Source organism: Phocaeicola sp. (assembly GCF_057861905.1).
Genome location: NZ_DBMACV010000002.1, coordinates 38,207 through 52,815, shown reverse-complemented (window position 1 = coordinate 52,815; position 14,609 = coordinate 38,207). Strand labels below are relative to the sequence as shown.

Annotated in this window: 11 protein-coding genes; 4 read left to right on the top strand and 7 right to left on the bottom strand. The window is 41.1% G+C overall.

Annotated elements, in window-relative coordinates; genetic code table 11:
* The first annotated feature begins 10 nt into the window (after positions 1–10).
* The 4 genes from ACZM60_RS00745 (at position 11) to ACZM60_RS00730 (ending at position 6,784) form a co-directional block, all read left to right on the top strand.
* On the top strand, positions 11–907 hold the full coding sequence (locus ACZM60_RS00745) for a YitT family protein (RefSeq protein WP_021970267.1): 897 nt from the start codon (positions 11–13) through the stop codon (positions 905–907).
* 191 nt (positions 908–1,098) lie between these two features.
* Complete coding sequence (locus ACZM60_RS00740; protein ID WP_489520565.1) at positions 1,099–3,651, top strand: beta-mannosidase; 2,553 nt, start codon at positions 1,099–1,101, stop codon at positions 3,649–3,651.
* Positions 3,652–3,682: 31 nt separating this feature from the next.
* Positions 3,683–6,019 carry a glycoside hydrolase family 20 protein gene (locus ACZM60_RS00735; RefSeq protein WP_489520547.1) on the top strand — a complete coding sequence of 779 codons (2,337 nt, stop codon included), beginning with the start codon at positions 3,683–3,685 and terminating at the stop codon, positions 6,017–6,019.
* 180 nt (positions 6,020–6,199) lie between these two features.
* A complete protein-coding gene (locus tag ACZM60_RS00730) occupies positions 6,200–6,784 on the top strand; it encodes a non-canonical purine NTP diphosphatase (protein WP_021970264.1) in 585 nt (194 codons plus the stop codon).
* 93 nt (positions 6,785–6,877) lie between these two features.
* On the opposite strand, the gene ACZM60_RS00725 is transcribed toward ACZM60_RS00730, so the two are convergent.
* The 7 genes from ACZM60_RS00725 to ACZM60_RS00695 form a co-directional block, all read right to left on the bottom strand.
* Positions 6,878–7,534, bottom strand: a complete 657-nt coding sequence (locus tag ACZM60_RS00725; protein WP_489520546.1) for a chloramphenicol acetyltransferase — start codon at positions 7,532–7,534, stop codon at positions 6,878–6,880.
* On the bottom strand, positions 7,531–8,442 hold the full coding sequence (locus tag ACZM60_RS00720) for a ketopantoate reductase family protein (protein ID WP_418586768.1): 912 nt from the start codon (positions 8,440–8,442) through the stop codon (positions 7,531–7,533). Before ACZM60_RS00720 ends, ACZM60_RS00725 begins: the two co-directional genes overlap by 4 nt.
* Before the next feature lie 87 nt (positions 8,443–8,529).
* Positions 8,530–9,633, bottom strand: a complete 1,104-nt coding sequence (gene ychF, locus ACZM60_RS00715; protein WP_021970261.1) for a redox-regulated ATPase YchF — start codon at positions 9,631–9,633, stop codon at positions 8,530–8,532.
* Between the two features lie 282 nt (positions 9,634–9,915).
* Positions 9,916–10,866, bottom strand: coding sequence for a DUF4999 domain-containing protein (locus ACZM60_RS00710; protein ID WP_021970260.1), 951 nt, complete (start codon positions 10,864–10,866; stop codon positions 9,916–9,918).
* 7 nt (positions 10,867–10,873) lie between these two features.
* Positions 10,874–12,019 (bottom strand): DUF1735 and LamG domain-containing protein, encoded by a 1,146-nt coding sequence (locus tag ACZM60_RS00705; protein ID WP_021970259.1) that lies wholly within the window; start codon positions 12,017–12,019, stop codon positions 10,874–10,876.
* Positions 12,020–12,030: 11 nt separating this feature from the next.
* Positions 12,031–12,987: a glycoside hydrolase family 18 gene (locus tag ACZM60_RS00700; RefSeq protein ID WP_021970258.1), complete on the bottom strand. Its 957-nt coding sequence runs from the start codon at positions 12,985–12,987 to the stop codon at positions 12,031–12,033.
* A 20-nt stretch (positions 12,988–13,007) separates the two neighbouring features.
* Positions 13,008–14,600, bottom strand: a complete 1,593-nt coding sequence (locus ACZM60_RS00695; protein WP_489520545.1) for a RagB/SusD family nutrient uptake outer membrane protein — start codon at positions 14,598–14,600, stop codon at positions 13,008–13,010.
* Positions 14,601–14,609: the final 9 nt, after the last annotated feature.

Genomic DNA, 14,609 nt, shown 5'->3' with positions numbered 1-14,609 from the left:
TCGCAGACATATGGAAGCGATTCTGAAGAAAAAAATAGGCAGGGAGTCGAAAGACTACCTTGCCATTACTTTCGGACTGGTATGTTATGCGCTGGGATGGGTAGCTTTTCTGTTGCCTTATCAGATTACAACCGGTGGAGTAAGTGGTATTGCTGCTATTATTTATTATGCTACAGGTATTGAAATTCAGGTTTCTTACTTTGTGATTAACGCTGTTTTTCTGGGATTTGCCTTGAAAATTCTGGGACCTAAGTTCAGTGTGAAGACCATCTATGCCATCTTTATGCTGACTTTCTTGCTTTGGTGGTTTCAGGTTTTGTTCAGAAACAGTGCCGGAAATCTTCCTCAGCTTCTTGGACCGGGGCAGGAGTTCATGGCTTGTGTTATCGGTGCCGGACTGCTGGGTTTCGGAATCGGTATTGTATTCTGCAACAATGGTAGTACGGGAGGAACTGATATCATTGCATGGATTATCAACAAGTACAAGGATGTTACCTTGGGACGTATGATGATGTACTGTGATATCGTAATCATTTCATCGTGTTATTTCATTTTCCACGACTGGAAGCGCGTTTTGTTCGGTTTCTGTGTATTGTTTATCATGAGTATCGTGATAGACTATGTAATCAACAGTTCCCGTCAGTCGGTCCAGTTCCTGATATTCTCGCGGAAATATGAACAGATAGCAGAAGGCATTTCTACCAAGATAGACCGTGGTGTGACATTGCTCGACGGTCAGGGCTGGTATAGCAAGCAAGACATCAAGGTTATTGTTGTACTGGCGAAGAAAGTGGAATCACTCGATATTTTCCGTCTGGTGAAAGATATTGATCCGGATGCTTTCGTTTCCCAAAGTAATGTAGTGGGAGTGTATGGCGAAGGATTTGACAAGCTGAAAGTGAAATAAGTTCGGCTGTCATTTGTTGGATGTAGAGTGAAGAGTTTGTGCTTGAAACGCATTTTAGTCCGACTATGGGGGATATCTTTTCGGCTTGTTGGCCGGAGAGCGGATTTTAGTGTAACATCGAGCAGGAAGAAAAGTTTAATTGATTGATTCTTAAATCTGTAACTTGAAAAGATATGTGGAAAATCATCCTGATGGCATTATTAACGGGCTTCTTTTCTTTAGGTAATACTACATTAGCCGATAGTTTGACGCTTCATTCCGGCTGGCAGTTTTCGAAGTATGGAAGCAATGAATGGTTGCCTGCTGTTGTGCCGGGTACGGTTCATCAGGATTTGATTGCTCAGGGAAAATTACCGGATCCTTTTTACGGGATGAATGAAGACAAGATACAATGGGTGGAAGATGAAGACTGGTTGTATCGGACTTCTTTTATGCTTACCGAAGAACAGTTGGCTCACCAGGAAATATTTTTAGTGTTTGAAGGGCTTGATACATATGCCGATGTTTCGCTGAACGGGGCATGTATACTGAAGGCAGACAATATGTTTGTTGGTTATCGGGTTCCAGTGAAGCATTTTTTGAGAAAAGGAGAGAACAAGTTGCTTGTCAGCTTCCGGTCACCGCTTCGTGAAGCGATGCCTCAGTGGGAAACAAACGGTTTTATTTATCCTGCTGCCAATGATCATCGTGCCGAACGGGTAAGTATTTTCACACGCAAGGCTCCTTATTCGTATGGATGGGACTGGGGAATTCGGATGGTGACTTGTGGTATCTGGCGGCCCGTTCGTCTGGAATTTGCCGGTCAGGCGGTAATAGAAGACTATTTTGTTTGTCAAGAGTCGGTCACTTCCAGTCGGGCAGAAGTAGACAATCGTCTGGAAATAAACAATCTCAGCAACCAGATACAGGAGGCACAAGTAAAGATTACCTGCACGTACGGACAGGAAAGAAGCCGGATGATAGAGCAGGCTGTCAGCTTGCAGCCGGGAGTAAATACGGTATCGCTTCCTCTGAACATTGAATCTCCACATTTATGGATGCCGAATGGATGGGGAGAGGCTGCTTTATATGATTTTCATGCTTCTGTAACCATTGATGGAAAGACGGTTGCCTGCAAGCAACATCAGATAGGACTTCGTTCGATACGTGTCGTACAAGAGAAGGATAGTCTGGGTATGAGTTTCTATTTTGAAGTAAATGGCATTCCGATGTTTGCCAAGGGAACCAATCTGATACCTTCGGATGCTTTGTTGCCACGTGTCACCCGTGAGCGGTATGTCCGTCTGCTGGAAGATGTACAGGCTGCACACATGAATATGATACGTGTATGGGGTGGAGGAGTTTATGAGGACGATGCACTATACGAAGAAGCCGACAAACGTGGCATACTGGTGTGGCAGGACTTTATGTTTGCTTGTACACCTTATCCACATGATCCTGCTTTCCTGAAACAAGTATCGGAAGAAGCGGTTTATAACATTAAACGTCTGCGTAATCATGCTTCGCTGGCAATGTGGTGTGGAAACAATGAAGTAAGTGAGGGCATGAAATACTGGGGCTGGAAGAAGAAATACGGTACCGAGATATACCAGCAACTGGCAGATGGTTACGATATTTTGTTCCGTCGGTTACTGCCGGAAAAGGTTAAAGAACTCGATCCGGGCCGATTTTATCTGGAGAGTTCTCCTTATGAAGCCAATTGGGGAAGACCGAATACCTGGAAGAATGGAGATAGTCATAACTGGGGAATATGGTACGGGCAGAAACCTTTCGAAAGTCTGGATGCCGAAATACCTCGTTTTATGAGCGAATTTGGCTTTCAGTCGTTCCCCGAAATGAAGACGATACATTCCTTTGCTTCACCGGAAGACTATAACATGGAATCGCCGGTGATGAATGCACATCAGAAAAGTTCAATCGGTAATTTCCTGATAAAAAAGACAATGGGATTATATTATCGGGTTCCTGAAAAATTTGAGGACTTGGTGTATCTGGGACTTGTGCTGCAAGGACAGGGAATGCGGCAGGGAATGGAAGCTCATCGCCGGAATCGTCCTTATTGTATGGGTAGTTTGATCTGGCAGCTTAATGACAGTTGGCCGGTTGTTTCCTGGTCGGCTATCGACTATTACGGTAACTGGAAAGCATTGCATTACCAGAGCCGCCGGGCGTTTGCTCCTGTACTGGTAGATGCGGTCCGTGAGGGAGATAAATTGAAATACTATGTTATGTCGGATGTGCTGAAGACAAAGGATATTGTATTGCAGATTGAACTGACGGATTTTAAAGGAAAGGTATTGCGTCGTCATCAAGTAAAAGGTGAGTTGCCGGTTAATTCTTCTGCTTTGTTCTATGAAGAGGATTGGAATAGTGCCTTTGCAGCGTGCGATACAACTACTTCGTTTATACACATGACGTTGAAAGGGGCTCACGATCGTCAGGTGCTTTCGGATGAGGTTTATTATCCGGTGCGTCCCAAGGCGCAGCATCTGCCTCAGGCAAAAATAAATTGTAAGATAAAAAAGAAAAACGGTGCTTGTGAACTGACGTTGAAATCGGACCAACTGGCACGTGATGTATTTATAGAAATACCGGTTCAGGGCGTACGCTTCTCGGATAATTTTTTCGATTTGTTGCCCGGAGTTTCCCGGAAAATACTTATAACCTCAGGTGACGGATCTCCATTGGAGGATGTTTCAGTGCATATACGTCAGCTGAGTGATATCTCATATACTGAAAACTAATTATTAATACTAACCTTTATATTTAACTTTTATGAAACCATTCTCAAAATTAAATTGCTTGGGGTTGGCGTTTGCTGGAATGTTGGTTGCGTCGTGTTCGGAAAAGCCGGCGGCTGTAGCTGATTATCAGATAGTGCCTATGCCTCTGGAGATTACAACTCCTCAACAAAGTGGCTTCCTGCTGAAAAGTGGAGAAACAATTTATTACACAGCCGGTAATGAAAAAATGAAAAAGAATGCTGAGTTTCTGGCTTCTTTTATTAAAGAACAAACCGGTATTGACCTGAAGGTACAGGAAGGTGATGAAGAAAGCGGAATTGTACTGAAACTGGGACTGGAGGCTAATTCGCCGGAAGCATACCGCTTGACTGTAGACGGTAAGAAGGTGGTGATTACTGCTCCTTCTGAAGCTGGTGTATTCTATGGTATTCAGACTTTACGTAAATCGGTTTCTGTACATGAAGGAGGTGGAGCAATTGAACTGCCTGCTGTTGAAATCAATGACAGCCCGCGTTTCAGCTATCGTGGTATGATGCTCGATGTAGGTCGCCATATGTTTACCGTAGACGAGATCAAGACATACATTGATATGCTTGCTCTGCATAATATCAACCGTTTCCATTGGCATCTTTCCGAAGATCAAGGATGGCGTATCGAAATCAAGAAATATCCGAAGTTGACGGAAATCGGCTCAAAACGTGCTGAAACAGTTATCGGACGTAATTCGGGTAAATATGATGGAAAGCCTTATGGTGGTTTCTATACTCAGGAGCAGGCTAAAGAAATTGTAGCTTATGCGGCTGAACGCTATATTACCGTCATTCCTGAAATAGACCTTCCTGGACATATGCAGGCTGCACTGGCTGCTTATCCGGAACTGGGATGTACAGGTGGTCCGTATAATGTGTGGACTATGTGGGGTGTTTCCGATAATGTGCTTTGTGCAGGAAACGACAAGACTATTCAGTTCATTAAAGATGTGCTGGCTGAGATTATCGATATTTTCCCGTCACAATACATTCACGTAGGCGGTGATGAATGTCCGAAGGATAAATGGAAGACGTGTCCGAAGTGTCAGGCAAGAATTAAGGCATTAGGTATTAAGGGTGATGACAAGCATTCGAAAGAAGAATATTTGCAGAGTTACGTCATCAAAGAAGCCGAAAAATTCCTGAATGAACACGGACGCAACATTATCGGATGGGACGAAATCTTGGAAGGTGGTCTGGCTCCTAACGCAACTGTTATGTCGTGGAGAGGTGAAGCTGGTGGCATTGAGGCTGCACGTCAGAAACATAATGTTATTATGACTCCGAATACTTATTTGTATTTCGATTATTATCAAGCTAAGGATACTGATCACGAACCACTGGCTATCGGAGGATATCTTCCAATGGAACGAGTATATAGTTATGAACCGATGCCTGCAGACTTGACTCCCGAAGAACAAAAATATATTACGGGTGTACAGGCTAATCTGTGGACTGAATATATTCCGACTTTTGCGCAGGCACAATATATGGTACTGCCTCGTATGGCTGCTCTTTGTGAAACACAATGGAGTGCTCCTGATAAGAAGAAAGATTATGCGGGATTCCTGAAACGTACAGCTCGTCTGACGAAGATTTACCAGTTGAAGGGCTGGAATTACGCCACTCACATTTTTGACGTGAATGTAAACATTGCTCCTAATCAGGAAACTGGCAAGTTGGATGTCAATGCATATACTATCGATGATGCTCCAGTATACTATACACTTGATGGTACGGAACCGACAGCTGCTTCGTTGAAGTATGAGAATGGTCTGGCTATTGATAAGGCTTGTGTTTTACGTATGGCTGCTATTCGTCCGGAAGGAAGTTCACGTATTACCTGTGATAGTATTTCTTTCAGTAAGGCTACAGCCAAACCGATTACAATGCTGCAACCAATCAATAAAGCATACGAGTATAATGGAGCTACTACACTGGTAGACGGCATGATTGGTAACCGTAATTATAAGACAGGACGTTGGATTGCTTTCTATGAAAATGATCTGGAAGCTGTTATCGACTTGAAAGAAGCAACGGAAATCAGTTCAATGACTTTGCATGCTTGCGTGGAGAAGGGTGATTGGATATTCGATGCCAGAGGTATTTCGGTAGAGGTTTCGGATGATAACCAGACATTCAAGCAAGTAGCTTCTGAAACTTATCCGGCAATGAAAGAAACTGATCCGAATCAGATTTATGAGCATACATTGACATTTACTCCGGTAAAAACTCGGTATGTCAAAGTAAAAGCACTTTCGGAAAAGAGTATTCCGGCATGGCATGGAGGAAAAGGTAAGCCTGGATATTTGTTTGTAGATGAAATTATTTTGAATTAATATAGGCTGATTACACGTAAAAGTCCGGTTCCCGATATTGGAAGCCGGGCTTTTTTTGTATAGAAGGAGAGAGGTTTGCTAAGGTTATGCAGGAAATAGCTGGTGTGAAGTAGCGGCTGGTTGCTTGAGTATGTGTATCTTTGTGCAGAAAATGAAGTATAACAGAGCAGATTATTGATTATGAAAAAGAAACTGGTTTTTGCTACGAATAATGCTCACAAATTGGATGAGATACGTGCCATATTGGGGGATAAGGTAGAAGTACTGAGTCTGAAAGACATTCACTGCGAGGCTGATATTCCGGAAACGGCAGATACGCTGGAAGGAAATGCCGCTTTGAAAGCAGAATATATTTATAAGAACTTCGGTTTGGATTGTTTTGCTGATGACACGGGTTTGGAAGTAGAGGCTTTGGGGGGTGCTCCAGGAGTATATTCGGCACGTTATGCCGGAGGAGAAGGACATGATTCGGAAGCTAATATGAAAAAGTTACTTGCAGAGTTGGATGGAAAAACTAATCGTAAGGCGCAATTTCGTACGGCTATTTGCTTGATTGAGGGAGGAGCAGAACATCTCTTCGAAGGTATTGTGAAAGGCGAAATAATCGAAAAAAAACGTGGCTGTTCGGGATTTGGTTATGATCCGGTATTTGTTCCTGAAGGATATACCGAAACATTTGCTGAAATGGGCAGTGAAGAGAAAAATAAAATCAGCCATCGGGCACGGGCTACACAAAAGTTGTGTGATTACTTGAGCCAGGAATAAATGCAGATAGATTGCGGAACTTCATCTACTTGAGCGATTACTGCTAAGTCAAAATCGGGCAAATAGATGAAGTTCCGTCATTTTTTCATACAATTATTTACAAATTTCATTAAGGTATAATTCTACCTTTTCAAAGAAAAGCGAAATATGTGCTCCGTCTGTAAATGCATGACTTACAGTCAGGGCAATAGGCATGATGCGTTTGCCCTCACGTAGAATGGTTTTTCCTGCATTCATTAGGGGGTAGTCCAAAGGATGTCCTACTTCTTGTTGGGTATAGGTAATTGAGGTGAAATAAAGCTTTGGAGTAGCACTTAGCAAGATCACATCGAATTCTCCTTTTCCATATATATTTTTGTCGGTACCATATGGATCACCATCTTCTGGTATGGAAGTGACAATCTGCCTGGCTTCTGCATAAAAACCTTTGAAATCGATGTGATAGGGGATACGTACTGTATAAAATGTTTTGCCGGGTACAGCAATAGGGGAAATGACATCTACTGTATCGTGGTAGACCACTTGTCCGTTTTTATCCCACCGATAACGGAATTCCTTTATTTCATTGGCTGCTCGTAATATGGCATAAAGATAATATAGAAAGAATGATTTTCCATTAGCTTTGGCATGGTTATATGCTTCGGTACAATCGACTTCACTGGTTATTGAAATCCATGAATTGGCAAATCCACGGAAGAAATTATAATTGTCTTTCCGCTCCCAAGTTTCTATATTTACGATATGTTTCATATATTTTTGAATTTTAGAGCTACTTTTTGATAAGTAGGCATAGGCAGACCTAAGCGTTCTCCCAAATCGATCATATCGAACAGCATACCTTGTATTTCTGACTCATGTCCGCGTGCAAGGTCTTTTTGCATTGATGCAGTGCTGTGGGGGTCGAGTTTATCTATTACTTTCAGGTTATAAGATACAGGATCTTCTGGATAAGTAATTCCCATTTCTCGTCCGATTGCTGCACTTTCTTGTGATAGTCCGATAAAGGTATTGCGTACTTCACCTTCGTGTTGTACTTCTCCCATTGGTACATTGTGGTAGGCTCCTGTACATGCCATGGCTGAGATAAATGCCCATTTGATGAATGTATCGCGGTTAATATCATCGGAAACATCAACTTTGATACCGCAATTTCTTACATCTGCTGCGATGGCTTCAATACGTTCCTGACTAACTCCTTGTTCTGGCCGTGCACCAACAACCAGGCGAAAGATACTTCCCATTTGAGTAATTTCTCCTTCTCCTGAAACAAAGCCTACTATGTAGATACAACCATCAAGAACAGTTACTTCGGGAGTAAGACGACCGATGCGTGGCCCTGTACCATAAACATTTAATATAGGAATAACCAAAGTATGAGGATTGGCAGCGCGTTTTATTACTTCTTTGACTGAGTCGATGGAATATCCTTTGACGCAGACAAAAATGACATCCGCTTTTCCTTGATATTCTTCGGCCGTATAAGCGTTAACTTTCAGATAATGTTCACCTTTGAGATCCGATTTCAGATGAAGTCCCTGGTTGCGGATACTTTCGAGATGTTTTCCCCGTGCGATACATGTTACATCTTTTCCTGCCAGTGCAAGAAATCCGGCGATACTTCCTCCTACACCGCCGGTACCTATAATAAGATAGTTCATGGTTTATTGTTTTAGGGTTAAAAAATAAATCGGACGCTTGACAGCGACCGATTTATTAAGGTTTAATTTCCTATGATGGGTATGTTATTATACGTTGAAACGGAAGTGCATAATATCTCCGTCTTCTACGACATAATCTTTTCCTTCTACATTCAGCTTACCGGCTTCGCGAACAGCTGCTTCCGAGCCATATTTGATAAAATCATCGTACTTGATGACTTCTGCACGGATAAAGCCTTTTTCGAAGTCGGTGTGGATAACTCCGGCACACTGAGGAGCTTTCCATCCTTTATGGAATGTCCAGGCGCGGACTTCCATTTTACCAGCTGTAAAGTAGGTTTCCAAGTTCAGCAAGTTGTAAGCAGAACGGATCAGACGGCTTACTCCCGACTCTTTAAGTCCTACTTCTTGCAAGAACATCTGTCGGTCTTCATATGTTTCCAATTCAGCAATGTCGGCTTCAGTCTTAGCTGCAACAATCAGGATTTCAGCTCCTTCTTCTTTTACGGCCTCACGTACTTGATCTACATACTTATTTCCTGTTACAGCACTGGCTTCATCGACATTGCAAACATACATTACAGGTTTAGAAGTCAGTAAGAATAAATCGTGAGCGATCTTTTGTTCATCCTTTGTTTCAAACTGTACGGTACGTGCTGATTTTCCTTGCAACAGTGCATCACGATAACGTACTAATACTTCGTAAGTTTGTTTAGCCAGTTTATCACCTCCGGTCTGAGCCTGCTTCTGTACTTTCTGAATACGGCTTTCTATTGTTTCGAGGTCCTTCAGTTGAAGTTCTGTATCGATGATTTCTTTATCGCGGACAGGATTTACGCTACCGTCTACGTGTGTTACATTGTCGTCATCGAAACAGCGTAAGACGTGAAGAATAGCATCTGTTTCACGAATGTTGGCAAGGAACTTATTACCGAGTCCTTCACCTTTACTTGCACCTTTTACCAGTCCGGCAATATCTACAATTTCTACAGTAGTAGGTACGATACGGTCGGGGATAACCAGTTCTGCCAGTTTGTTCAAGCGTTCATCTGGGACTGTGATGACACCCACATTCGGTTCTATCGTACAGAAAGGGAAGTTGGCTGCTTGAGCTTTTGCGTTCGATAAACAGTTGAAAAGGGTCGATTTTCCTACGTTAGGCAAACCGACGATACCACATTGTAATGCCATAAGCTTATATTATTTCCTTATTAATTATCAGTATATTTCGGCTTGCAAAGTTAGTCATTCTTTTTGTCTTTTGCTAAGAGCCTCTTTTAATTTTTCCAGGAGGGTACGTTTGTAAGTGTTTATCAGATTCTGATTTATAGGCCATAAATCGTTTTAAGATACAAAAAAGCCATATCAAAACCTAAAATAACCGTTTCGATATGGCTTTTCTCTTTTGTTATGATTTTTTTAGTATGTCATCGTATTCGGGCATACATATCAAGCTATTATATTACCTGATTGTCAGTTCGCCTCATAAACATTGATTTCGGTGACGTCTACTCGGATTGGGTATTTAACTATTTGATATTTTAAATGTCTGGTGGTTACGGAACTTATGAATTTGACATACTGGATACTTTCTTGTACATCAAGTGTTCCCATAGTCTTCCATTCTGTACCGTTATCCGAAGTAAATAGTTCTATTTGAGTCGGGCAGTAAGCATTTCCCCAATGGTTGGTGACTATACCGGTTATTGTTTTAGGAGTCTGGAAATCAATTGTAATCCAGAATCCAGCATTGTCCTGAGCAATATCTGAATAAACATTTCCATCAATTACATTTGTTGCATTTCCTTGCGCTGCGGGATCTACTTGTACATACCATGAAGTGCGGTCCATTAAATGACTGTTTTCAGGCGTTCCTTTTTCCAGGTTATTTATTGAGTATTCTTGCTTGGTTAATGAGAATGCAATTGATGTAAGTGCAGAATTGGTGCTTATCATGGTATTTGCATTTTCAGTTTGTAGGTTGACAAGCTGAATTTTGAATTCTCCACTTAATAAATCATGAGTCTGAGCAAGTTCTTCCTTGCCAGTATCAGACAATGATAATATGATATCTTCCGATTCCGTTTCACCAGCTTTGATGACAGGCTGATCTGTATTTAAGCTGAATGCAGATAGAGGGATGTCACCTGTACCGGAAACCTGAAGTATACCTGTAATATCTTTGGCTGCAGGCTTCTGAACTTTCAGCTTAAAAGTTATTTCTACATTTCCGGCAATTCCACCGGGAGAGTGTTTTAGAGTAAATGTAGAGTTGTTGAGAACTAAATAATCATTTCGTTGAATGTAGACATATGTGGCATTCCATTCATTCTCTGACGATTCATCATCTTTACATGATGATAATCCAGATGATATTCCTGCCAGCAGGAATATCATCAATATAAGTTGATAAGTTATTTTCATGTTGATGTTAGTTTTGTGGTTCTGGGCATTTAATACCATCAGCCCATTCTAAAGTATTACCTGTTTTGATTTGTGCGTCATATCCATGACCTGTAAAGTCTTTAGCCGTTTTCGGGTCTCCGTCGTTAAATCTCCAATATGCCAGTAGGCCTTCTGAATCAGGCTGTACATAACACATATTTTCCTGAATTTCCACTTGTGAAAGTGGTCTGGTCCAGATACGTGCTTCACTGATAAATCCATCTAAGAAACGTCCATTATATGAGAATCCAAAATGGAAGTCTCCTCCATCATATAAATTAACAGGTCCTCTGGTTGCTTGTTTGGTTGCTGCTACTTCACCATTTACATATACGATGAACTGGTTTCCATCAAAGACAACGGCAAGGTGATACCATTTTCCTGTATCGAATGTCATTTCAGGAGTTACCTGGTCTTTAGCTGTAACCTGGAACTGATTGTTTTTAATAGTAACATCACCAAAACGTAGCAAGAAGTTTTCGGCATATTCAATACCCATGATGGAGCTAATATATGGGTCTGAATTACAGAAACTGTTAACTTTCACACGGCATTCCATTGTTATTTGTGGAATGCTTTGCAAAGAAGGATCTTTTGTAAAATTAGGTACATTCAATGAACGTCCTCCAGACAGCGACAGAACTTTGGTGATGATAGTACGGTTAATCACGATATAGTTTGTTCGACAAGATTCCAATATAGGGTATCCTTCGGCCGAAGCTAACGAAATTGGTACAAGGTAGACTGCTCCGTCTTCCATTCCTTCTGTTGTAGTAAGATTAAACATGACAGGAGTTGATACACAAGAACCTTGTTTGATGACAGATTCGCTTTTTTCCAGGTTATAACATTGTTCCGGAAGAACTTTGTAATTAGTACCTTTTTCACTGTTATATTTATCGACTAACGAGTTATCTATTCTGAAAGAAACTCGTAAATCTTGTTCCGCTTTAGCTGTACAAGTAGCGCTAACACCAAAGCTTTGCGGTCCATCAATTGTTACTCTGCTGACTGTAGTCTTTTCTGTTCCTGTCATGTAGATCAGGTGGCTTAATTCTTCTGCGTTTTTACACCCGGTCAGGAAGAAAAACAGAAAACCTATCAGAAGTTGAATTGTATTTAAAGTTTTCATAGATTATATAGTTATTTTACAGTAGGATTCATTATTTGGATAGCCTGTCTTAAATATTTGTATGTAGGTAAGGCCAAATATTCATATTCCATGTGGTAAGTTCCCACTCCGGCCTTTGGGCCTTGTTCGGGTGTAAAACGAGCCATACCTTCCAAAGAAGGCATTACATTTCCGTATTTATCATGGTAGTTTGGGTTACCTCCTGTTTGCCACAGACTCTCGAAGTTTTCAGTAAAGATGTATTGCTCAGGTTTCCATCCAACATTTGCTGCTTGATTGAAACGATTTTGCAGGTCAGTATCTCCTGATGAATTATATGCTTGTACAATTCCATAGTCAAAATATTCGGATAAGCCTGGATTCATATGATAAGGTTCTCCATCGATACTTAATATTTTGCCTGTTCCAGATTTAGGACCTACATATTTACCCATTTCATGAATAAATACTTCCATATTATCTTTGTTACATAATGGACCGCTTCCGCCATAATTAGGCTCATAATCGAAGTCAATGCCATCATAATTGTATTTGATAATAGTATCATTCAATGATTTTGCATAGCTTGCATAATCTATGGTGCCATCTTCTGCGATGAACATTTCTGGAACGGTATGTGCGAAGATCGTAAATATTACTTTAGTTCCTTTTTTCTGCTGTACATAAGCCATATCAGCTTTCATTTCAGGAGTTAAGTTATAAGTGTTTCCCCAAATAGATATGATATCTACGCTATCAGGTACATTATCCAGTCGTGTTGACATTGCAGAACCCGTAGCTGTCCAGTTACCAAACCATCCGAAGCAGAGCTGATGCTTAGAACTTTTGTATTGCCTTAAAGCTTCAAAATAGTCTTCTGATTTTGTAGGAGGTACTTGTACATCAAGAGCTTCTGGAGTAGTTTGCTTGTCGCATGCAACAAAGGTTGTGCAACATAACATAACAATGAAGTATAATATCTTTTTCATATTGATTCTATTTTAAAAAATTATTTTTTATCCCACCACAATGAAGTGCCTCCATGATCGGCTCCATTTAAAAGAGATATAGCGTTTTTTACGTTCTCATTATTGTTGTCGTATTCAGTTTGCGGGAATGGCAGACGACGAATTTGTTTTTCCGTATCGATTGTTCCTCCACTGTAATTTTTGACTACCGGGAATATCTTAGGATAACCGGTACGACGGAATTCGCTCCATGCTTCCATTCCTTCAGGGAACATAGCCAACCATTTCTGAGTAATGATTCGTTCCAAGTTTGCTTCAAATCCTTCTTCTGTCTTGTAGACGGGAGTTATAGTAGAACGAGGTTCTGCACTGTTGTTGCCTACTTTATCTTCGAATTTAGCAGGTTTAGCTGTATCATCTGTCAAATAATTTCCAATAGCAGCAGAGTGCTGTTCGAAAGATGTTTGAACTCCCTGCTCATACAAGTCTTTAGCGTCACCGTTCATATTCCATTGTCTTAAGGCTCCTTCAGCTCTTAAGAAGTAAGCTTCAGCTGCGCACATCCATAAAACAGGATCGGTCTTTTGTACATTAGGGCAGGAGAGGGCACGATATCCTTCAATATTATCTACGATGATTCCGTTACGCATTCCATGATAATCGCCGGCTGGTGCAGTTGCCTGACTAAAATATTTAGAGATTCGACTGTCTTTATATCCTTTCAGATAAGATTCCATGGAAGCTCCCATTCGTGCATCTTTGTACATATCCCATACTACATTGAGCGGATGATAAACCGTAATTCCATTGTGACTGTGAAGAAGTGCATTGTCGGCATTGCTTGTCATTACTCCTAGTTTACTTTTTACGACAGCCTGTTCTGCATATTTCTGTGCCCAGTCTGGTTTTACATATACTACACGCATTGCCAGGCGCAGCATTAACGTATTAGCAAATTTTGCCCATTTGCTTACATCTCCTTCGTAAACCAGATCGTAGTTTTTCAGCGGACGTGCAGACGGGTTCTCTGTAGCATATTGTTCCAGAATCTGACTTGCCTCTGTTAATTCATTAAAGAATGATTCATATACTTTTTCTTGTGAGTCGTATGGAACCATAAGACTTTCACCGAATTTGAAGTACGGGATAGGGCCATAAGCGTCGGTTACACGGTGCATGGCTGCAATTTTTAAAACTTGTCCGATCGCATAAGTAACTGGTTCTTCTGCTTTGACTTCCTCTGTCGCTATTTTTTTCCATTGTGGCATTACATTCTGATATGCAATGGAGAAAAGTACATCGCTCCATCCACCAAAGCGAAGATTATAAGTCTGGTTGTTAGAAGAACTATTCCAGTTGTCGCTACCGGACATGTATCCAGAAAAAATGTCTCCTACTAAGTTTTGTGCGCGCTGATATGCATTTGCACCTTCATCACTACAAGGAATAATATCTAATTGCATCGCACTGATTGAGCCTCCTGTACGTAAGTTATCCATATCCAGCATATCATCAGTAACCTTGTCTGGATTGGTATTCATTTCTTCATATCCCGCAGTACAGGCATTCAGCCCACACAGTAGTAAGCATGTAGCCCCTATGCATTGTATTTTCCCTAAAAAGATTGATTTCATAATTTTACG

What these genes read in the sequence shown, in the direction of transcription:
- ychF (WP_021970261.1), bottom strand. Translation starts at nt 9,633, where the DNA reads ATGGCATTACAATGTGGTATCGTCGGTTTGCCTAACGTAGGAAAATCG.
- ACZM60_RS00740 (WP_489520565.1), top strand. Translation starts at nt 1,099, where the DNA reads ATGGCATTATTAACGGGCTTCTTTTCTTTAGGTAATACTACATTAGCC.
- ACZM60_RS00735 (WP_489520547.1), top strand. Translation starts at nt 3,683, where the DNA reads ATGAAACCATTCTCAAAATTAAATTGCTTGGGGTTGGCGTTTGCTGGA.
- ACZM60_RS00745 (WP_021970267.1), top strand. Translation starts at nt 11, where the DNA reads ATGGAAGCGATTCTGAAGAAAAAAATAGGCAGGGAGTCGAAAGACTAC.
- ACZM60_RS00720 (WP_418586768.1), bottom strand. Translation starts at nt 8,442, where the DNA reads ATGAACTATCTTATTATAGGTACCGGCGGTGTAGGAGGAAGTATCGCC.
- ACZM60_RS00695 (WP_489520545.1), bottom strand. Translation starts at nt 14,600, where the DNA reads ATGAAATCAATCTTTTTAGGGAAAATACAATGCATAGGGGCTACATGC.
- ACZM60_RS00710 (WP_021970260.1), bottom strand. Translation starts at nt 10,866, where the DNA reads ATGAAAATAACTTATCAACTTATATTGATGATATTCCTGCTGGCAGGA.
- ACZM60_RS00730 (WP_021970264.1), top strand. Translation starts at nt 6,200, where the DNA reads ATGAAAAAGAAACTGGTTTTTGCTACGAATAATGCTCACAAATTGGAT.
- ACZM60_RS00725 (WP_489520546.1), bottom strand. Translation starts at nt 7,534, where the DNA reads ATGAAACATATCGTAAATATAGAAACTTGGGAGCGGAAAGACAATTAT.
- ACZM60_RS00700 (WP_021970258.1), bottom strand. Translation starts at nt 12,987, where the DNA reads ATGAAAAAGATATTATACTTCATTGTTATGTTATGTTGCACAACCTTT.
- ACZM60_RS00705 (WP_021970259.1), bottom strand. Translation starts at nt 12,019, where the DNA reads ATGAAAACTTTAAATACAATTCAACTTCTGATAGGTTTTCTGTTTTTC.